Annotated in this window: 13 protein-coding genes and 1 pseudogene; 6 read left to right on the top strand and 8 right to left on the bottom strand. The window is 71.4% G+C overall.

Annotation, left to right across the window (positions count from 1 at the left end; translation table 11 throughout):
• Window positions 1–44: 44 nt before the first annotated feature.
• The 5 genes from EIM47_RS01550 to cysD form a co-directional block, all read right to left on the bottom strand.
• A complete protein-coding gene (locus EIM47_RS01550) occupies window positions 45–2,714 on the bottom strand; it encodes a M1 family metallopeptidase (RefSeq protein ID WP_125075877.1) in 2,670 nt (889 codons plus the stop codon).
• Between the two features lie 90 nt (window positions 2,715–2,804).
• Complete coding sequence (locus EIM47_RS01545) at window positions 2,805–5,939, bottom strand: efflux RND transporter permease subunit (protein ID WP_125075876.1); 3,135 nt, start codon at window positions 5,937–5,939, stop codon at window positions 2,805–2,807.
• Between the two features lie 4 nt (window positions 5,940–5,943).
• Window positions 5,944–7,044, bottom strand: a complete 1,101-nt coding sequence (locus tag EIM47_RS01540; RefSeq protein WP_125075875.1) for an efflux RND transporter periplasmic adaptor subunit — start codon at window positions 7,042–7,044, stop codon at window positions 5,944–5,946.
• Window positions 7,045–7,144: 100 nt separating this feature from the next.
• Entirely contained in the window at window positions 7,145–9,115 is a 1,971-nt protein-coding gene (gene cysN, locus EIM47_RS01535; protein ID WP_050992141.1) for a sulfate adenylyltransferase subunit CysN, read from the bottom strand.
• Window positions 9,115–10,026: a sulfate adenylyltransferase subunit CysD gene (gene cysD / locus EIM47_RS01530; RefSeq protein WP_028914575.1), complete on the bottom strand. Its 912-nt coding sequence runs from the start codon at window positions 10,024–10,026 to the stop codon at window positions 9,115–9,117. Before cysD ends, cysN begins: the two co-directional genes overlap by 1 nt.
• A 230-nt stretch (window positions 10,027–10,256) precedes the next feature.
• On the opposite strand from cysD, the gene EIM47_RS01525 reads away from it, so the two are divergent.
• The 3 genes from EIM47_RS01525 (at window position 10,257) to EIM47_RS01515 (ending at window position 14,673) form a co-directional block, all read left to right on the top strand.
• Window positions 10,257–12,113 (top strand): assimilatory sulfite reductase (NADPH) flavoprotein subunit, encoded by a 1,857-nt coding sequence (locus EIM47_RS01525; protein WP_125075874.1) that lies wholly within the window; start codon window positions 10,257–10,259, stop codon window positions 12,111–12,113.
• A 63-nt stretch (window positions 12,114–12,176) separates the two neighbouring features.
• Window positions 12,177–13,898: an assimilatory sulfite reductase (NADPH) hemoprotein subunit gene (cysI, locus tag EIM47_RS01520; protein ID WP_125075873.1), complete on the top strand. Its 1,722-nt coding sequence runs from the start codon at window positions 12,177–12,179 to the stop codon at window positions 13,896–13,898.
• A gap of 34 nt (window positions 13,899–13,932) precedes the next feature.
• Window positions 13,933–14,673 carry a phosphoadenylyl-sulfate reductase gene (locus tag EIM47_RS01515; protein ID WP_125075872.1) on the top strand — a complete coding sequence of 247 codons (741 nt, stop codon included), beginning with the start codon at window positions 13,933–13,935 and terminating at the stop codon, window positions 14,671–14,673.
• Between the two features lie 25 nt (window positions 14,674–14,698).
• Here the strand turns inward: EIM47_RS01515 and EIM47_RS01510 are convergent, their stop codons facing one another.
• On the bottom strand, window positions 14,699–15,082 hold the full coding sequence (locus EIM47_RS01510; RefSeq protein ID WP_019397951.1) for a DUF6165 family protein: 384 nt from the start codon (window positions 15,080–15,082) through the stop codon (window positions 14,699–14,701).
• A 162-nt stretch (window positions 15,083–15,244) separates the two neighbouring features.
• Here EIM47_RS01510 and EIM47_RS01505 point away from each other — a divergent pair, with 162 nt between their 5' ends.
• Window positions 15,245–15,466 (top strand): hypothetical protein, encoded by a 222-nt coding sequence (locus tag EIM47_RS01505; protein WP_125075871.1) that lies wholly within the window; start codon window positions 15,245–15,247, stop codon window positions 15,464–15,466.
• A gap of 59 nt (window positions 15,467–15,525) precedes the next feature.
• Here EIM47_RS01505 and EIM47_RS01500 read toward each other — a convergent pair whose 3' ends face one another.
• A complete protein-coding gene (locus EIM47_RS01500) occupies window positions 15,526–16,509 on the bottom strand; it encodes a LysR family transcriptional regulator (RefSeq protein WP_019397953.1) in 984 nt (327 codons plus the stop codon).
• A 206-nt stretch (window positions 16,510–16,715) separates the two neighbouring features.
• On the opposite strand from EIM47_RS01500, the pseudogene cobA reads away from it, so the two are divergent.
• Both cobA and cysK read left to right on the top strand, forming a co-directional pair.
• Window positions 16,716–17,498, top strand: a pseudogene (cobA, locus tag EIM47_RS01495) (uroporphyrinogen-III C-methyltransferase); the annotation flags it as partial.
• Between the two features lie 31 nt (window positions 17,499–17,529).
• A complete protein-coding gene (gene cysK, locus EIM47_RS01490; RefSeq protein ID WP_019397955.1) occupies window positions 17,530–18,489 on the top strand; it encodes a cysteine synthase A in 960 nt (319 codons plus the stop codon).
• Window positions 18,490–18,561: 72 nt separating this feature from the next.
• Here cysK and EIM47_RS01485 read toward each other — a convergent pair whose 3' ends face one another.
• Window positions 18,562–20,073: an acetyl-CoA hydrolase/transferase family protein gene (locus EIM47_RS01485; RefSeq protein ID WP_026010380.1), complete on the bottom strand. Its 1,512-nt coding sequence runs from the start codon at window positions 20,071–20,073 to the stop codon at window positions 18,562–18,564.
• Window positions 20,074–20,376: the final 303 nt, after the last annotated feature.

Here is a 20,376-nt window from a genome sequence, read left to right as displayed (position 1 = left end):
CGCCCCCTGCGGGGCGGGGCGATGCGGCCGCGCGGCAGCCGCCATCAACGGATCCGCGCCGGGTCCTGGGCGGCCTTGAGCGCGGCGCACAGGCGCTGCGATTCGGCCGCCTGGGCCATGCCGCGCTCGGCACCCGGCAGTTCCGCCAGGCGCGGGCCGAAGAACGCCTCCAGGCGCTCGGCCGCCTCGACCGAGCACTGCCCGGCCACGGCCATGCCCGGCATGTAGGTGGCGGCGAACACGCCGGTGCGCGCGAGGATGCGGTCGAAGTTGGCGGTGAACCACGGCCACAGGCCCTCGCGCAGCTGCGGATCGTCCACGCCGACGCCGACCAGCCAGTACATCTCGCCGACCTTGACCACCGGATCCAGCGCCAGGTCGCGCACCCGCGCCACCTGGGCCGGGTCGCGGGTGGCGGCCAGGGCATGCAGCATGGCGTTGCGCTGCACCGGATCGCCGTTGTCCGCCAGCTCGGCGATCAGCCGGCTCACCACCGGCTCGCCACGGGTGCGCACCGCCGCGCCCAGCACCTCGCCCAGCAGGTCGGGCTCGGCGGCGGCGAAGTCGAGGGCGCCGCTGCCGCCACCCAGCACCTTGTCCGCCTGCTCCAGCAGGGCCGCGGTCACCTCGGGGATCTCCAGCTGCCCGCCCAGCAGCTGCACCAGGGCCGGACGCAGCTCGGTGTCGCGCGCCGACTCACCCGGCTTGCGCGCGTAGCCCAGCGCGCGCAGGCGCGGCAGGAACGCATCGCTGGCCGCCTGGCGCAGCACCTGGCGCTGCGCGTCGGTGCTGGCCAGGTTGCTCCAGATCCAGTTGAAGCGCGGGAGCAGCGCGGTGGCCACCTCCGGCGAGGCGGCCCCGGCCAGGCGGCGCATGCCCTCCAGCACGTCGTGCGCGTCGGCGTCGCCGCGGGCGAAGGCCGCGCCCAGGGCATCGGCATAGGCCAGCTGCTCGGTATCGGCCAGCTTGGGCACCTGCGCGGCCAGGCGCGCCAGCTGCTGCGGCGGCAGGCTGAAGCGGTAGTAGCCGGTGGCGCCGGCGTTGGGCATCACCCAGCTGTCCGCGCTGGCGCCGGGCAGCGCGATCTCGCCGCTGCGTCCGCTGACCAGCCCGCAAGCAGTGCGGTCACCGCCCTTGACCCCGTAGCGCACGCACACCGGCACGCCCCACTGCTGGGCGGCGTCGCCGGCCGAACCCAGCGGCAGGTAGCGCTGCTGCTGCACGCGGAAGCGCCATTCCCTGCCCTTGCCGACCAGCTCGCCGGACAGGTACGGCACGCCCGGCTGCTCGATGAAGCTGCGGAACGAGGCCTTCAGCGCCTCGCCCTTGCCGGAGGCGGCGGCGATCTCGTCGATCAGGTCGAACGCAGTGGCGTTGCCGAAGGCGTGCTTGCGCATGTACTGGCGCATCGCCTGGCGGAACACGTCCTCGCCGACGAAGGCCTCGAACATGGCCAGCACCGCCGCGCCCTTCTGGTAGGTGATGCCGTCGAACGCGGTCTCGATGTCGCCGTTGCCGGTGATCGGCTGGCGGATGCGGCGGGCACTGACCAGGCTGTCGGCGGCCATCGTGCGCTGCGCGCTGGAGACCCGGTCCAGCTGCGCCTCGTATTCCGGGCGCAGGGCCATGGTGATCTTCTGCTGCAGCCAGGTGGCGTAGGCCTCGTTGAGCCACAGGTCGTCCCACCACTCCATGGTCACGATGTCGCCGGTCCACTGGTGGGCCAGCTCGTGCGCGGTGACGTTGAACGAGCCCTTGACGTTGCGCGTGGGCGAGTTGTCGTCCAGCAGCAGCAGCCAGTCGCGGAAGGTGACGAAGCCCGGGTTCTCCATCGCGCCGGCGGAGAAGTCCGGGGCCGCGACCAGGTCGAGCTTGCCGAACGGGTAGCCGTAGTCGAAGTACTCCTCCAGCCACTCGATCATCGCCGGCGACTGCTCCAGCGCCTTCTGCATGCGCCCGCCCTGGCCCCTGGCGGCGACGCCGGCCAGCGGCACCGGCTCCTTGCGCCAGCGGTTGGGTGCGATTTGCGGGCCCTCGACCACGTCCCACGGGCCCACGCCGAAGGCCACCAGGTAGGTGGGCAGCGGCAGGGTCGGGGCGAAGCGCACGGTCTTCCAGCCCTTGCCGGCCGGTTCGGTGGCGACCTCGGCGGTGTTGGCGCGGGCCACGTCCTGTTCGGGCACGGTCAGGCTCAGCTCGAACGGGGTCTTGTACGCCGGCTCGTCGAACGCCGGGAACGCCAGGCGCGCGCTGATCGGCTCCATCTGGGTGATGGCGTAGTCATCGCCCTGGTAGCCAACCTTGTACAGGCCTTCCAGCTGCTGGTTGAACGGCGCGGTGTAGCGGAACTCCAGCGCCAGCTTCTGCGCCGGCAGCTCGCTGCCGAAGTCCACCCGCGCGACCCCGGCGCGCTCGTCGGCCTGGCTCCAGCGTGCCGGGATGCGGCGGCCGTCGGCGGTGACCACCGTGGCCGATGCCACCTGCAGTTCCTTGCCATGCAGCCACACGTGGTCCGAGGCCTGGCGCAGCTCCAGTTCGATCCGCGCCGTGCCCTCGAACCGCGGCTGGCGCGGGTCGACCTTCAGGTCGATCGCGTAACGGGCCGGCACCGCCCAGTCGGGCAGGCGGGTGAGCGGGACCTCGTCGGCGGCGTGGGCGCCAAGGCAGGCCAGGGCCAACGGGGAGAGCAACAAGGGACGGAGGAACTTGCGCATCAGGACATCCAACCTGCGACGTGTGAAAGGTTGCAGGTGTACCAGTCCGGGCAATCCGGGGAAAGTGCCGCAAGGCCCCTTTCCCGGGTTTCAGCCGTGGCCGCCCACCGGCGGCGTGCGTGCTTCCAGCCGATCCAGCTCCTGCGCCAGCGCCTCCGGCGAACGGGTGAACGGCGCCAGCAGGGCGTAGAACGCGGGCACCACGTACAGCGACAGCAGGGTCGAGAACGACACGCCGAAGATGATCACGATGCCGATCGTGGCGCGGCTGGCCGAACCCGGGCCGCCGGCCACCACCAGCGGCACCGCGCCGACCACGGTGGCGACCGAGGTCATCAGGATCGGGCGCAGGCGCACCCGCGCCGACTCGGCGATCGCGGCGGCCACGGAGCGGCCCTCGTCGCGCAGCTGGTTGGCGAACTCCACGATCAGGATGCCGTTCTTGGCCGCCAGGCCGATCAGCATGACGATGCCGATCTGGCTGAACAGGTTGAGCGTGCCGCCGGTGGCCCACAGGCCGATGAGCGCGCCCAGCACCGCCAGCGGCACGGTCAGCATGATCACCAGGGGGTGCAGGAAGCTCTCGAACTGCGCCGCCAGCACCAGGTACACCACCAGCAGGGCCATGGCGAAGGTCAGCAGCACCGCGCCGCCGGCCTCCCGGTACTCGCGCGACTCGCCCTTCCAGTCGATCTGGGCGTAGTCGGGCAGTTCCTCGGCGGCGACCTGGCGGGTCCATTCCAGCGCCTCGCCCATGCTGTAGCCCGGCGCCAGGCCGGCGCTGATGGTGATCGCGCGCAGGCGGTTGAAGCGGTTGAGGCTGCCCGCCTCGGCCACCTCGCGCAGGGTGACCAGGTTGGACAGCGGCACCAGCTCGCCGCTGGCGGCGCGCACCCAGGTGCGCTCCAGGTCGGCCGGGTCCATGCGCTTGTCGCGGTCGGCCTGGAGCATGACGTCGTACTCCTCGCCGTTGTCCACGAAGGTGGTCACCTGGCGCGAGCCCATCATGGTCTCCAGGGTGCGGCCGATTTCCTGCACCGACACGCCCAGGTCGGCGGCGCGGTTGCGGTCGATCTCCACCCGCATCTGCGGCCGGGTTTCCTTGTAGTCCGAGTCCGGGTCCTGGATCCCGGGGTTGGACTCCATGCGCTGCAGGATGCGGTCGCGCCACTGCGCCAGCTCGGCGTAGTCGGGGCCGCCCAGCACCAGCTGGTAGCGCTGGCCGCGGGTGTTGACCAGGCCACCGGGCACGTTGGCGCGCACCTGCACCCCCGGCAGCGTGCCCAGCTCGCGGCGCAGCTCCGCCACCACCTCGTCGGTGCTGGCCTTGCGCTGGCGCCAGTCCTGCAGGAACACCACCACCTGGCCGGTGTGCATTTCCTCGCTACCACCGAAGCCGCGCGGCACGCGCGAGTTGGCGCGCTGCACCGGCTGGTCCCCACCCACCCGGCGCAGGATGATCTCCTCCACCTGCTGGATCTGGGAGACGGTGTAGTCGAAGCCGGCACCCTCGGGGCCGTCGACCATCACGAAGAAGCGGCCGCGGTCCTCGGCCGGCGCCAGCTCGCTGGGCACGCGCAGGCCCAGCGCCGCCACCGCCGCCAGGCACAGGGCCATGGCCAGCAGCAGCAGCGCCAGCAGGCGCCGGCCCGGCAGCCCGACCAGGCGCGTGACCTGGCGGCCGTAGCCATCGCTGACCCGGGCCAGCACGCGCTGGGTCCAGGCGTTGAGCCCGCGCGGCGCCGCATGCGGGCGCACCAGCTTGGAGCACATCATCGGGGTCAGGGTCAGGGCGACGAAGGCCGAGATCGCCACCGCCGCCGCCAGCGCCACCGACAGCTCGCGGAACAGGCGCCCGGTGTTGCCCTCCATGAAGCCCACCGGCAAGAACACCGCCACCAGCACCGCGGTGGTGGCGATCACCGCGAACGCCACCTGCGCGGTGCCGCGGCGCGCGGCCACCAGCGGCGGCTCGCCCAGGTCGGCGCGGCGCTGCACGTTCTCCAGCACCACGATGGCGTCGTCCACCACCAGGCCGATGCACAGCACCAGCGCCAGCAGGGTCAGCAGGTTGATCGAGAAGCCGAAGGCATACAGGGCAATGAATGCGGTCACCAGGCACACCGGCACGGTGACCGCCGGGATCAGCGCCGCGCGCAGGCTGCCCAGGAACAGCCAGATCACCCCGAACACCAGGACCATGGCCTCGGCCAGGGTCCAGTACACCCGCTCCACCGAGGCTTCGATGAAGATGGTGCTGTCGTAGGCCACGAAGATGTCCGTGCCTTCCGGCAGCGTCTTCTGGATCTCCTCCGCTTCGGCGCGCGCGGCGCGGGCCACGTCCAGGGCGTTGGCAGTGGAAGTGCGGACGATGCCCAGGCCGACGTTGGGCACGCCGTTGCTGCGCAGGTAGGAGCGCCGCTCCTCCGGGCCCAGTTCGACCCGGGCCACGTCGCCCAGGCGCACCACGTAGCCGTCGGCACCCTTGCGCAACGGCAGGTTCGCGAACTGCTCCGGCGCCCGGTAGCCGCGCTCCACCCGCAGGGTGAAGTCGCGGGTGGCCGACTCGATGCGCCCGGCCGGCAGCTCCACGTTCTCCGTGCGCAGCGCCGATTCGACGTCGCCGGCGGTGATCCCGCGCGCGGCCATGGCATCGCGGTCCAGCCAGATGCGCATGGCGTAGCGCTGGGCGCCGCCCAGCTGCACCCGGGCCACGCCGTCCAGCGCCGAGAGCCGGTCGACCACGTAGCGGTCGGCGTAGTCGGTCAGCTCCATCGTGTCCATCACGGTGGAGCGCATGTTGAGCCAGATGATGACGTCCGCGTCGGCCTCGACCTTGGCGATCTCCGGCGGGTCGGCCTCGTCCGGCAGGCGGTCCATGACCCGGCTGACGCGGTCGCGCACGTCGTTGGCCGCCGCCTCGATGTCGCGGCTGAGGTTGAACTCGATGGTGACGTCGGCGCGGCCGTTGCGGCTCTGCGACTGGATGGTGCGGATGCCCTCGATGCCGGCCAGGCCGTCCTCGAGGATCTGGGTCACGCGGGTCTCGACCACCGCCGCCGAGGCGCCGGGATAGCGCACCTCAACCGAGACGATCGGCGGGTCGATGTTGGGCAGCTCGCGCAGGGTCAGGCGCATGAACGACATGCCGCCCAGCACCACCAGCAGCAGGCTCACCACCATCGCGAAGACGGGGCGGCGGATCGACAGGTCGGACAGCTTCATCGGCTCAGCCCTGGCCGCCCGCGCCGGCGCCGGCGGCATGGCCGGCGGGGGCCGCAGCCCCGCCTTCGGCCGCGGCCGGCGCGGCGGCATCGACCACCTTCACCCCCGGGCGCAGCTTGCCGGTGCCCTCGACCACGATGCGGTCGCCGGCGGCCAGGCCCTCGGCGATCTCGGCCAGGCCCTCGCGGCGCAGGCCGGTGCGCACCGGCACCTGCTCCACCACGCCCTCGCCGTCGACCCGGTACACGAACGAGTCGCGGCCCACCTGCACCACCGCCAGCTCCGGCACCACCAGCGCCTCGCGCGGCTGGAACAGGCTCACGTCCAGCAGCATGCCCGGGCGCAACAGGCCTTCGGGGTTGTCGAACTCGGCGCGCACGGTCACCGCGCGGGTCTGCGGGTCGATCCGCGCGTCCACGGTCTGCACCCGGCCCTCGAAGCTGCGGCCGGGCCAGGCCGCGCCGCGGGCGCTGACCACGGCGCCCTGCGCCACCCGCGACAGCGCCGCCTCCGGGACCTGGAAGTCGACGTAGACCCGGGAGATGTCGTCCAGGGTGGCGATCACCGCGTTGGGGGTCAGCAACGCGCCGGGGCTGACCTGGCGGATGCCCAGCACGCCGGCGAACGGCGCCCGGATCTGGCGGTCGCCGATGTCCGACTGCATCTGCCGCACCCGTGCCAGGGCCGCGTCGCGGGTGGCGCGCTGGGTATCGAGGGTGGCGCGCGAGACCAGCTGCTGCGCGGCCAGGCTCTCCAGGCGGCGGAACTGCTGCTCGGCCTCGGCGGCGGCGGCCTCGGCCTCGACCAGGGCGGCGCGCTGGGCGTCCACCCGCAGGGTCACCAGGGGCTGGCCGGCGGCCACCTTCTGCCCGCTGTCGAAGTGCACCTGCTCGACGATCTCGCTGACCTTGGCGCTCAGGGTCACCGACTCGCGGGCACGCACCGTGCCCAGGCCCTGGACGGTATCGCTCCACGACCGCGGCTGGACCACGGCGGTGGTCACCGGGATCGCGGCCCCGCCGCCGCGGGCGGCCGGCGCCTGGCGGTCGCAGCCGGCCAGTGCCAGCAGCCCGCACAGGAGCAACGCCGGGATTCGTGCCGCCATCGATCGCCTCGCTGGATTCATGCGCAAACCGCGGAGTGTAGCCAGCGGGCGTGAACGGCTCTATGTGGCTTTGGTTGGCTCCCGCCCCCGGGAACTTCCGCTATGGCTGCAGGTCCAGTGCCGCCAGCACCCGCGCGACCAGCGCCTGCGGGTCCTCGCGGTCGGCGTGCAGGTGCACCTCGGGTGCCTCCGGCGGCTCGTAGGGCGAGTCGATCCCGGTGAAGTTCGGGATCAGCCCGGCCCGGGCCTTGCGGTACAGGCCCTTGACGTCGCGCGCCTCGGCCACTTCCAGCGGCACGTCCACGAACACCTCGATGAACTCCCCCGGGGCGAAGCGCTCGCGCGCCATCCGCCGCTCGGCGCGGAACGGGGAGATGAAGCTGACCAGCACGATCAGGCCGGCGTCGGCCATCAGCCTGGCCACCTCGGCCACGCGGCGGATGTTCTCCACCCGGTCCTCGTCGGTGAAGCCGAGGTCGCGGTTGAGGCCGTGGCGGACGTTGTCGCCGTCCAGGACGAAGGTGTGGTAGCCCAGCGCATGCAGGCGCTTGTCCACCAGGTTGGCCACGGTGGACTTGCCGGCGCCGGACAGGCCGGTGAACCACAGCACCCTCGGCACCTGGCCCTTGATCCGGGCGCGGGCGGCCTTGTCCACGTCCAGGTGCTGCCAGTGCACGTTGTCGGCGCGGCGCAGGGCGAAGTCCAGGGTGCCGGCGGCGACGGTGTCGTTGTTCTGGCGGTCGATCAGGATGAAGCCGCCCAGGGTGCGGTTCTCCGCGTAAGGGGCGAAGGCGACCGGCTCCTCCAGGCTCAGGTTGCAGTAGCCGACCTCGTTGAGCTGCAGGCGCTTGGCCGCCAGGTGCTCCTGGGTGTTCACGTCCACCCGGTGCTTGATCTCGCTGATGCTGGCGGCCACGGTGCGGGTGCCGATCTTCAGCCAGTACGGCCGGCCCGGCAGCAGCGGGGCGTCGCTCATCCACAGCAGGTGGGCGGCGAACTGGTCGGCCACCGCGGGCGGGTCGCCGGCGGCGGCGATCAGGTCGCCACGGCTGACGTCGATCTCGTCGGCCAGGGTCAGGGTCACCGCCTGGCCGGCCTCGGCGCGCGGCAGCGGGCCGTCCGGGCCCAGCACCTGGGCAATGGTCGAGCGCCGCGCCGAAGGCAGCACCACCACCGGGTCGCCCGGGCGCGCCACGCCGGCAGCAATCGTGCCGGCGAAACCGCGGAAGTCCTGGTTGGGCCGGTTCACCCACTGCACCGGCAGGCGCAGGCCGGTGCGGGCCTGGCCGTCTTCGACCTCCACCGACTCCAGGTGCTCCAGCAGCGCCGGGCCGTCGTACCACGGGGTGTTGGGCGAGCGCCGCAGCAGGTTGTCGCCTTCCAGCGCCGACAGCGGGATCACCTGCACGTCGGGAATGCGCAGCTGCGCGGCAAGTTCGCGATAGCCGGAGGCGATCGCCTCGAACACGGCCTGGTCGTAGCCGACCAGGTCCATCTTGTTCACCGCCAGCACCACGTGGCGGATGCCCAGCAGCGAGACGATGTAGCTGTGGCGGCGGGTCTGCGCCAGCAGGCCCTTGCGCGCGTCCACCAGGACCACGGCCAGGTCGGCGGTGGAGGCGCCGGTGGCCATGTTGCGGGTGTACTGCTCGTGGCCGGGGCAGTCGGCGACGATGAACTTGCGCTTGTCGGTATCGAAATAGCGGTAGGCCACGTCGATGGTGATGCCCTGCTCGCGCTCGGCGGCCAGGCCATCCAGCAGCAGGGCGTAGTCGATGCGCCCGCCCTGGGTGCCGTGGCGGCGGCTGTCGGCCTCCAGTGCCGCCAGCTGGTCGTCGAACAGGCGCTTGCTCTCGTACAGCAGCCGCCCGATCAGGGTGCTCTTGCCGTCGTCGACGCTGCCGCAGGTGATGAAGCGCAGCAGCGGCTTGCTTTCGTGCTGGCGCAGATAGAGTGAAACCGCGCTATCCGCGCCGTCATTGGTGATTGGTGATTCGTGATTGGAAGAAGCAACGGCGGTGGCCTGCGCCTTCGAATCACCAATCACGAATGACGAATCACTGCTGCCCATCAAAAATACCCCTCGAGCTTCTTCTTCTCCATCGACGAGGACGGGTCGTGGTCGATCACCCGGCCCTGGCGCTCGGAGGTGGTGGCCACCAGCATCTCGGCGATGATCGCCTCCAGGCTGTCGGCTTCCGATTCGATCGCACCGGTCAGCGGGTAGCAGCCGAGGGTGCGGAAGCGGACCTTGCGCATCCGCGGCACCTCGCCCGGCCGCAGCGGCAGGCGCTCGTCGTCGACCATGATCAGCGCGCCGTCGCGCTCGACCACCGGGCGCTCGGCGGCGAAGTACAGCGGCACCACCGGGATCTTCTCGCGGTAGATGTAGAGCCACACGTCCAGCTCGGTCCAGTTGGACAGCGGGAACACGCGCACGCTCTCGCCGCTGCGCACGCGCGCGTTGTACAGGTTCCACAGCTCCGGGCGCTGGCGCTTGGGGTCCCAGCGGTGGTGCTCGTTGCGGAACGAGAACACCCGTTCCTTGGCCCGCGACTTCTCCTCGTCGCGGCGCGCTCCGCCGATGGCAGCGTCGAACTTCCACTTCTCCAGCGCCTGCTTCAGGCCCTGGGTCTTCATCACTTCGGTGTGCACGCTGGCGCCGTGGCTGACCGGGCCGATGTCCTGGGCGATGCCCTCGGGATTGACGTGCACCCGCAGTTCCACGCCGGTCTCGGCCGCGCGGCGGTCGCGGAAGGCGATCATCTCGCGGAACTTCCAGCGCGTGTCCACGTGCAGCAGCGGGATCGGCGGGATCGCCGGGGCGAACGCCTTCAGCAGCAGGTGCAGCAGCACCGAACTGTCCTTGCCCACCGAGTACAGCAGCACCGGGTTGCGGAACTCGGCCGCCACCTCGCGCAGGATGTGGATGCTCTCCGCCTCCAGGCGGTCGAGGTGGGACAGGCGGTGGGAAAGGCTCATCTGCGACCTGGGGAATGGGGCCGCGGCAGGCATTGCCGGGGCGCTTCGCAGTACCGGCCCGCATGGAACGGGGGGCGTGCGATGGAGCCGCAGTATCCGCACGCGGGCCCGCGCAGATGAAATAAGCGGCGAGCATAAGCCAATAACCACAAGCCGTTTCAGTAGCGGGACCGGGCTTCCTACCATCGGACTCCCGTCGAGTTGCGACTGCGTCCACAAGGCCCCTGCCAATGACCGCTGCGTCCCCCGCCTTTCCGCCCGGTCCGCTCGACGAGGACCGCAAGGTCCTGCTGGCGCGGCTGGTGGAAGGCCTGGATGCGCCCGCGCTGTGGTGGCTGTCCGGCTACACCGCCGGCCTGGCCCAGGGCCACGGCGCGCCGCAACTGGCGGTGCTGCCCGGCGGCGGCGCGGCCGCGGCCCCGCAGTCCGGCCAGCGCCTGACCGTGCTCTACGGCAGCCAGACCGGCAATGCCCGGCGCGAGGCGGAGAAGCTGGCCACCGCCGCGGAAGCGGCCGGCCTGGCGGTGCGCCTGGTGCGCGCCGACGCCTACCCCACCCGCGAGCTGGCCAGCGAGCGCCTGCTGTACATCGTCATCAGCACCCAGGGCGAGGGCGATCCGCCGGACGACGCGATTGGTTTCACCGAGTTCCTTTCCGGCAAGCGCGCGCCGAAGCTGCCGGAGCTGAAGTACGCGGTGCTGGGCCTGGGCGATACCAGCTACGCCGATTTCTGCGGCATCGCGCGCAAGCTGGACGCGCGCCTGGCCGAACTGGGCGCGCAGCGCATCCACGACCTGGGCCAGGCCGACCTGGACATCGACAGCGTCGCCGCGCCCTGGCGTGAAGCGGCCCTGGCCAAGGCCGGCGAACTGCTGCGGGCCGCCGCGCCTGCGTCCGGCGCGCACCTGGCTACGGTCACCCCGCTGCGGCCGGCCGCGGCCGGCTGGTCGCACGAGCGCCCGTTCCCGGCCGAGGTGCTGGCCAACCAGCGCATCACCGGGCGCGAGTTCCGCGCGGTCGGTTTCCGCAAGTACGGGCCGGTGGAGAAGGACGTCCGCCACATCGAGCTGTCGCTGGAAGGCTCCGGCCTGGCCTACGAACCCGGCGATGCGCTGGGCATCCGCCACCGCAATCCCGAACCCCTGGTGGCCTCCGTGCTGGAGGCCGCCCGCCTGGACGGTAACGCTGCCGTCACCATCGAAGGGGAGACTCTGCCCCTGCACGAGTGGCTGGCCACCCGGCGCGAGCTGACCCGGCTGTCGCGACCGTTCCTGGCCGCGCATGCCGAGCGCTCCGGCTCCGCGTCGCTGCGACAGCTACTCGACCCGACCCAGCCTGCCGGCCTGGCGGCGCTGCTCGCGGACCACCAGCTGGTGGACGTGCTGCGTCGCTGGCCGGCGGATTGGGACCACCAGGCCCTGGTGGCCGCGCTGCGGCCACAGGCCCAACGCCTGTACTCCATCGCCTCCAGCCGCAGGCGCGTCGGCGAGGAAGCGCACCTGACCGTGGACGCGCTGCGCTACCACGCCCACGGCCACGACCACCTCGGCGCCGCCAGCGCCTTCCTGGCTGCGCTGGAGGAAGGCGCGCAGGTACCGGTGTACGTGGAGCCGAACGAGCGCTTCCGGGTCCCGGCCGATGCCAGCCGCGACATCATCATGATCGGCCCGGGCACCGGCGTGGCCCCGTTCCGCGGCTTCGTCCAGGAGCGCGCCGAGACCGGCGCCAGCGGCCGCAACTGGCTGTTCTTCGGCGCCCAGCACTTCAACACCGGTTTCCTTTACCAGGTCGAGTGGCAGGAAGCCCTGCAGCGCAAGGAACTGCATCGCCTCGACCTGGCCTTCTCCCGCGACCAGCCCGCCAAGGTCTACGTGCAGGACCGGCTCCGCGAGCGCGGCGCCGAGCTGTACGCCTGGCTGCAGGACGGCGCGCACCTGTACGTTTGCGGCGCGATCGCCATGGGCAAGGACGTGCATGCGGCGCTGCTAGACGTGGTTGCCGCGCACAACGGCGGCGACCGCGAAGCGGCGGCCGAATACCTCACCACGCTGCAAGCCGAAGGGCGCTACGCCCGCGACGTCTACTGACCCGATCCGGTTCAACGGAAACACGTCCCCCAATCCCGAATCACCAATCACCAATCACTTTCCATGAGCCACCCCTCCGTCGAAGACATCAAGATCAACAGCCGCGGCCTGCGGGGCACGCTGCTGGAGGGACTGGCCGACCCGGTCAGCGGCTCGCTGTCGTTCGAGGACCAGCGCCTGGTCAAGTTCCACGGCACCTACCAGCAGGACGACCGCGACATCCGCGACGAGCGCCGCCGCCAGAAGCTGGAACCGGCGCACCAGTTCATGATCCGGATCCGCGCCCCGGGCGGGGTCTTCACCCCGGAGCAGTGGCTCAAGCTCGACGCCATCGCCACCCGCTTCGCCAACCACTCGCTGCGCATCACCACCCGCCAGACCTTCCAGTTCCACGGCGTGGTCAAGCGCGAGCTGAAGGCGACCATGCAGGCCATCAACGCCGCCGCGCTGGACACCATCTCCGCCTGCGGCGACGTCAACCGCAACGTGCTCGGCTGCAGCAACCCGCTGCTGTCCGGCCTGCACGCGCAGGTGCACGAGTGGGCGCAGAAGCTGTCGCTGGAGTTCCTGCCGAAGACCCGCGCCTACTACGAGATCTGGCTGGACCAGGAGAAGCTGGCCGACAGCGGGCAGGAGGAAGAGCCCCTGTACGGCAAGGCCTTCCTGCCGCGCAAGTTCAAGATGGCCGTGGCGGTGCCGCCGGTGAACGACGTGGACGTGTTCGCCAACGACTTCGGCCTGATCGCCATCGACGACGGCGCCGGCGGCCTGGCCGGCTTCAACGTCACCATCGGTGGCGGCATGGGCGCCAGCCACGGCGATCCGAAGACCTATCCGCGCCTGGGCAACGTGATCGGCTTCGTCGTCCCGGAGCAGGCGATCGACATCGCCCGCGCCGCGCTGGTGGTGCAGCGCGACCTGGGCGACCGCGTGGAGCGCAAGCACGCGCGCTTCAAGTACACCATCGACGACCACGGCCTGGACGCGATCGTCGCGCGCATGCAGGAACTTGCCGGGTTCCGCCTGCAGCCGGCGCGGCGGTTCCGCTTCGAGCACAACGGCGACCGCTTCGGCTGGATCGAGGGCGAGGACGGGCGTTGGCACCTGACCCTGTCGGTCCCGTCGGGGCGCATCGCCGACCGCCCCGGCGCGCCGCACCTGACCGGCCTGCGCGAGATCGCCAACGTGCACCGCGGCCAGTTCCGCCTGACCGCCAACCAGAACCTGATCATCGCCAACGTGCCGGCCAGCGAGCGCAAGCGGATCGACGCCCTGGTGCGCGACCACGGCCTGGACCTGGAGAACCGCGCCCCGACCGCACTGCAGCGCACGGCCATGGCCTGCGTCGCCCTGCCCACTTGCGCCCTGGCCATGGCCGAGGCCGAACGCTACCTGCCCGACTTCGCCGCCAGGCTGCAGCCGGTGCTGGAGAAGCACGGCCTGGCCGACGCGCCGATCCTGCTGCGCATCTCCGGCTGCCCCAACGGCTGCTCGCGCCCCTACCTGGGCGAGATCGCCCTGGTCGGCAAGGCCCCGGGCCGCTACAACCTGATGCTCGGCGCCGACCACCGCGGCCAGCGGCTCAACACCCTCTACCGCGAGAACATCACCGAGGCGCAGATCCTCGAGGCGCTGGAACCGCTGCTGGCGCGCTATGCCGCCGAGCGCCAGCCGGAGGAGCGCTTCGGCGACTTCCTGCACCGCGCCGGGCTGGTCGCCCTGCCGTCCTATCCCACCCACGTCCAGGTCGGGCCCGCCGAAGCGGCCGTGCCCGTCCCCGCCTGAGCCATGCCGCATCCGCACCGGAGCGCCCCCCCCCATGAGCACCAATGCCGTTCCCGACCAAGCCGCCAACAGCGCCGATGCCAGCCCGGTGCTGGACCTCGACGCGCTGAACCCCAGGCTGGAAGCGATGGACGCCGAGGCCCGCGTGGCCTGGGCGCTCGAACAGGGCCCGGCCAACCACGTGCTGTCCTCCAGCTTCGGCGCCCAGGCCGCGGTCGCCCTGCACATGCTCACCGCGCAGAAGCCGGACATCCCGGTGATCCTGGTCGACACCGGCTACCTGTTCCCGGAGACCTACCGCTTCGCCGACGAGCTGGCCGAACGGCTGAAGCTCAACCTCAAGGTGTACCGTCCGCTGATCAGCCGCGCCTGGATGGAAGCGCGCCACGGCCGCCTGTGGGAGCAGGGCGTGGAAGGCCTGGACAACTACAACCAGCTGCGCAAGGTCGAGCCCATGCGCCGCGCCCTGGACGAGCTACAGGCCGGCACCTGGTTCACCGGCCTGCGCCGCAGCCAGTCGGCCAGCCGCGCCAACACGCCGATCCTGCAGTGGCGCGGCAACCGCCTGAAGGTCAGCCCGATCGCCGACTGGAGCGACCGCGACGTGTGGCAGTACCTGAAGAAGCACGACCTGCCCTACCACCCGCTGTGGCACGAGGGCTACGTTTCCATCGGCGACTTCCACACCACCCGCCGCTGGGAGCCGGGCATGAAGGACGAGGACACCCGCTTCTTCGGCCTCAAGCGCGAGTGCGGGATCCACGAGGACATCTGAGGGTTGGCGAGCGGGCCGGAAAACCTCAGCGGTACTGCTTTTCCTCGACGAACTGCGAACCGGCCAGGCGGTTGATCTCATTTTTGTAGCCGACGCGCTCGCCATTGCGCGCGGCCACCGCGCGCGCCAGTTCGATGAATTCGGCGCCAAAGTCCTGGGCCGCTTCCTTGGCGCGCAGCGCGTCCTGCACGTCCCACATGCGCTCGTTGACGTCGCGCAGCCTGGCCTTGAGCGCGGCCAGCTCGGCCGAGCCGCCTTCCAGCGGCTGCCACAGCGGCCGCAGGCCCTCCAGCTCGCGCACCACGTTGGCGCGCTTGTCCGGGTCGGCGATGCGCTCGGCCTTGATCTCCAGGATCGTGATCTTGTCGACGAGCTCCCCGACCGAAACGGGGACCATGATGGTGTTCATGCGGCTTCTGCTGGCGGTGGGGTGGCCAGTTTACCGGAGGGCCGCAGCGGGCCGCGTGGCAGGCGCCCCGGAAAAACCTGCGGACACTGCCGCCCGGGCACGACACGGCATCCACCGGCGCCGGCGCAGACTGCCGGCGACCTGGATACCCGCGGAGGCGACATGGCACGCGAGCACAGCGGGAAAGGCATTTCCTTCACGACCGGCATCGCCCTGGGCATCGCCATCGGCGCGGCGATCGGCGTGGCGATGGACAACGTGGCGCTGGGCATCGGGCCGGGCATCGCCATCGGCATCGCCCTGTCGCTGGCCACTTCGGGCAAGCGCACCAGACCCGGGGACGAAGCCGGAACCAGCAGGAACCGCGACGACGGGAGGTCCTGATCGCCGGCCTGTGGCTGCCGGCCCTGCATCACCAGACGCCATTGCCCTGAGGGCGCGGCTCAGCTGGTGATCGTCTGGGTCAGGGATTCCCAGGTCGGCGGCGGCGGCCAGTCGGGCTCCTGGTTGCCGTCCAGCACCCGGCGCAGGTCGCGCTTGTCGATCTGCGGCGCCAGTACGTGCACCAGCTCCAGCGCGTAGTCGCGCAACACCCGCTCGCGCGGCAGCACCGCCCAGGCGATGCACTCGCTGACCTCCGGCGGCGCCGGCCAGCCGCGCAGGTCGGTATCGCCGGTGCTCACCGCCATTTCCGCCAGCAGGCCCACGCCCAGCCCGGCGCGCACGTAGGTCTTGATCAGGTCCGCGTCCAGCGCGGTCAGCGCGAGGTTCGGCTCCAGGCCCACCGAGTGGAAGGCGCGCTGCAGCGAGGATTCCGGGCGCACCGAGGATTCATAGCTGATCAGCGGGTACTTCGACAGCTCGTGGATGTCGGGCGCGCGCCCGGCGCGGTCCAGCGGATGCCCGCGCGGCACCAGCGCCAGCCGGCGCCAGCGGTACAGCGGCACCGCCACCCCGCCCTGCGGCTCGCTGCCGGCGGTGCTGACCACGGCCATGTCGGCATCGCCCTGCGACAGCAGGTCCAGGGCCACGCCTTCGGCCGACTGCTGCAGGTGCACGCTCACCTGCGGGAAGTCGCGCTTGATCCGCGCGATCGCCGGCGGCAGCACGAAGCGCGACTGGGTGTGCGTGGTGATGATGGTCAGCTGGCCCTGGTTGTCGCGGCGCTGGTTGGCGGCGTAGGCGCGGATGTTGGCGGTCTCGGCCAGGATCACCCGCGCCCGCTCCAGCACCTCGGCGCCGGCCGGGGTGATCGATTCCAGGCTGCGGCCCTTGCGCACGAACAGCAGGAAGCCCAGCTCGTCCTCCAGCTGCTTGAGCTGTTTGGACAGGCCCGGCTGGGTGGCATGCACGCGCGCCGCGGCCAGGGTGATGTTCAGCCCGGCGTCGGCAATGGCGACCAGATAGCGCAGCTGGGTGAGCGTCATGGCGCGGTACCGGCGATGGCATGGCGGGGTGTTGCGGACTGTAGGGCAATCCGCGCCCCAGCCTTATAACCCGAACGCATGAGCTTTGCCCGGCAAGTTATTTCCGCCGGTCATGAGGCGGGCGTACGGTCGGCTTCCCTTCCTGCGACCGTACAGCCGTGAGCCTGTCGCCCACCGCCGCACCGTCTTCCGGCTCCCCCCTGGAACTGGCCCCGGGCAGCGTCGCCCTGGTCGGTGCCGGGCCCGGCGATCCGGGACTGCTGACCCTGCACGCCCTGCGCGCGCTGGAAGCCGCCGAGGTGCTGCTGCACGACCGCCTGGTCGGCGCCGGGGTGCTGGCCCTGGCCAATCCGCAGGCGCTGCGGGTGGAGGTCGGCAAGTCCGCCGGCAACCACAGCATGCCGCAGGAGGAGATCCACGCCCTGATGCTGCACCACGCCCGCGCCGGCCGCCGCGTGGTCCGGCTCAAGGGCGGCGACCCCTTCGTGTTCGGGCGCGGCGGCGAGGAGCTGGAATTCCTGCGTGCGCACGGCATCCCCTACCAGGTGGTGCCGGGCATCACCGCGGCGGTCGCCTGCGCGGCCTATGCCGGCATTCCCCTGACCCACCGCGACCACGCCCAGTCCCTGCGCCTGGTCACCGCGCACTGCCGCGACTCGGCCGACACCCTGGACTGGGAGGCGCTGGCCCAGGAGCGCCAGACCCTGGCCGTGTACATGGGCGTGGCCGCGCTGGAGCAGTTGCAGCAGCGCCTGCTCGCCGCCGGGCGCGACCCGGCCACGCCGTTCGCCCTGGTGGAAAACGGTTCGCGCCCGGAGCAACGGGTGGTCGCCGGCACCCTGGCCGACCTGGCGCAGACCGCGCGCGCGCATGCGGTGTCTTCACCGGCCCTGCTGATCCTCGGCGAGGTGGCCGCGCTGGCCGCCCGCCTGCACTGGTTCGGCGCCCCGCCGCTGGGCGCGCCCGCGGCGCTGGCGCGCGCCGCCTGATTTCCATCCCGTCACGACAACGGAACTTCACATGGCCATCTACGACAGCATCCTCGACACCATCGGCCGCACTCCGGTCGTCCGCCTCAACCGCATCGCCCCGGAGGGCATCGAGCTGTACGCCAAGGTCGAGGCCTTCAACCCGGCCGGCTCGGTCAAGGACCGCCTGGCCCTGGCCATCGTGCTCGACGCCGAGGCCAAGGGACTGCTCAAGCCGGGCGACACCATCGTCGAGGCGACCTCCGGCAACACCGGCGTGGCGCTGGCGGCGGTGGCCGCGGCGCGCGGCTACAAGTTCGTGGCCACGATGGTGGAGACCTTCTCGGTCGAGCGCCGCAAGCTGATCCGCGCCTACGGCGGCAAGGTGATCCTGACCCCGGCGGCCGAGCGCGGCAGCGGCATGGTGCGCAAGGCCGAGGAGCTGGCGAAGAAGCACGGCTGGTTCCTGGCGCGCCAGTTCGAGAACCCGGCCAACCCGGCCTACCACCGCCAGACCACCGCCGCCGAGATCCTGCGCGACTTCGCCGGCCGCCGCCTCGACCACTTCGTCAGCGGCTGGGGCACCGGCGGCACCCTGACCGGCGTCGGCGAGGTGCTGCGCGTGGCCCGCCCGGAGGTGAAGATCACCGCCGCCGAGCCGGCCAACGCCTCGCTGCTGGCCGGCGGCGAGTGGAAGCCGCACAAGGTGCAGGGCTGGACCCCTGACTTCGTCCCCTCGGTGCTCAACCGCGACGTGGCCGACCGCATCCTCGGCGTGACCGACGACGAGGCCATCGCCACCGCGCGCCGCCTGGCCGCCGAGGAAGGCATCTTCGTCGGCATCTCCGCCGGCGCCACCGTGGCCGCCGCGCTGAAGGTGGCGGCCGAGGCCCCGGCCGGCTCGGTGCTGCTGGCCATGCTGCCGGATACCGGCGAACGCTACTTCTCCACCCCGCTGTTCGAGGGTGTCAACGAAGGCTCGGACGACGAGTGGCTGGAGTCGCTGGGCTGATCCGGCCGCACCGGCAGGGACGAAGAAGGGCGGCCACTGGCCGCCCTTCTTCGTCTGCCACCGCGAAGGCCGTCAGGCCTTCATCGTCCCCGTCTCCAGGTAGCGCTGGTGCCAGGACAGTGCCTCGGCCAGCAGGTGCGGGGTATGCCGGCCCTTGCTGTCGCGCAGGGCGCGGTCGTAGTAGTCCTGCAGCATCGGCCGGTAGTCCGGGTGCGCGCAGTTGTCGATGATCGCCCGCGCGCGCTGCTTGGGCGACAGCCCGCGCAGATCGGCCAGGCCCTGCTCGCTGACCAGCACCGCCACGTCGTGCTCGGTGTGGTCGACGTGGCTGACCATCGGCACGAAGGCCGAGATCGCGCCGTTCTTGGCCGTGCTCGGGCTCAGGAAGCAGGACATGAAGCCGTTGCGGGCGAAGTCGCCGGAGCCGCCGATGCCGTTGATGATGCTGGTGCCGCAGACGTGGGTGGAGTTCACGTTGCCGTAGAGGTCGGCCTCGACCATGCCGTTCATGCCGATCACGCCCAGGCGGCGCACCAGCTCGGCGTGGTTGGAGATCTCCTGCGGGCGCAGCACGATCTTCTCGCGGTACAGGTCGATGTTGCGCGCGAACTCCTCCACGCCCTCGGGGCTGAGCGAGAACGAGGTGGCCGAGGCCATGTCGATCGTGCCGTTGCCGATCAGGTCGAGCATGCCGTCCTGGATCACCTCGGTGAACGCGGTCAGGCCACGGAATCCGCCGTCGTGCAGGCCGGCCAGCACCGCGTTGGCGATGTTGCCCACGCCCGACTGCAGTGGCAGCAGGTGCTCGCCCAGGCGCCCGGCACGGATCTCGTGGCGGAAGAACTCCACCAGGTGGCCGGCGATGGCGCGGGAGACGTCGTCGATCGGGGCGAAGCGGCCGATGCGGTCCGGCGCGTCGCTCTCCACCACCGCCACGACCTTGTCCAGGTCGACCTTGAGGTAGGGCTCGCCGATGCGGTCGCCCGGGTGGGTCAGCGGGATCGGCTTGCGCTGCGGCGGCTTGGCGGTGCCGTAGTAGATGTCGTGCATTCCCTCCATGCCGCGCGGCTGGCGGTGGTTGACCTCGATGATCACCTTGTCGGCCAGGTCCAGCCAGGTCTTGTTGTTGCCCACCGAGGTCGAGGGCACCAGGCGGCCGTCGGGCAGGATCGCGGTGACCTCGACGATGGCCAGGTCGATGCGGCCGAGGAAACCGAACAGCGCATGCTGGGCGACGTGGCCCAGGTGCACGTCCATGTACTCGATCTGGCCGCCGTTGATGCGGCCACGCAGTTCCGGATCGGACTGGTACGGCAGGCGGAACTCGATGCCGCCGGCGCGCGCCAGCACGCCGTCCAGTTCCGGCGCTGTCGACGCGCCGGTGAGGATGCGGATGGCGAAGGATTCGCCGCGCTCGTGCGCCGCCTCGATGCGCGCGGCCAGCGCCTGGGGCACGGCCTTGGGATAGCCGGCGCCGGTGAAGCCACTCATGCCCACGGCCATGCCGGGCTGGATCAGGGCAGCGGCCTGCTCCGCCGACATGAGCCTGGAAGCCAGGCCGGCGTGGGCAATACGCTCGTTCATGATGCAGGGGGTCCAACGTCGGGGGGAGAATCGCCCGATTCTACCGGTCCCGGGCCCCCGGCCTGCCGCCGCGGCCGCGGCGCGCCCATGCGCTTTTCGGCTAATTGCACCGCGGCCCCGGCTGTGCGCACCGGGGATTTGCGTGATGCGCGGCACGCCCCGGGCCGTGCCTGGCCGCGCGGGAGCCCGCCGCGGCGCCCCGCCTCCGGGCCGCGCCCGCCCCGGAGGGCCCTGCCATCGTGCGTTGTGCAATGCAATACCGCAGCGCGTAAAATGGCCGGATTCACCCAACCGATGGAATGG

The organism is Pseudoxanthomonas sp. SGT-18, assembly GCF_003931645.1.
Classification (GTDB): Bacteria; Pseudomonadota; Gammaproteobacteria; order Xanthomonadales; family Xanthomonadaceae; genus Pseudoxanthomonas.
This window is presented reverse-complemented; position numbering and strand designations above follow the sequence as displayed.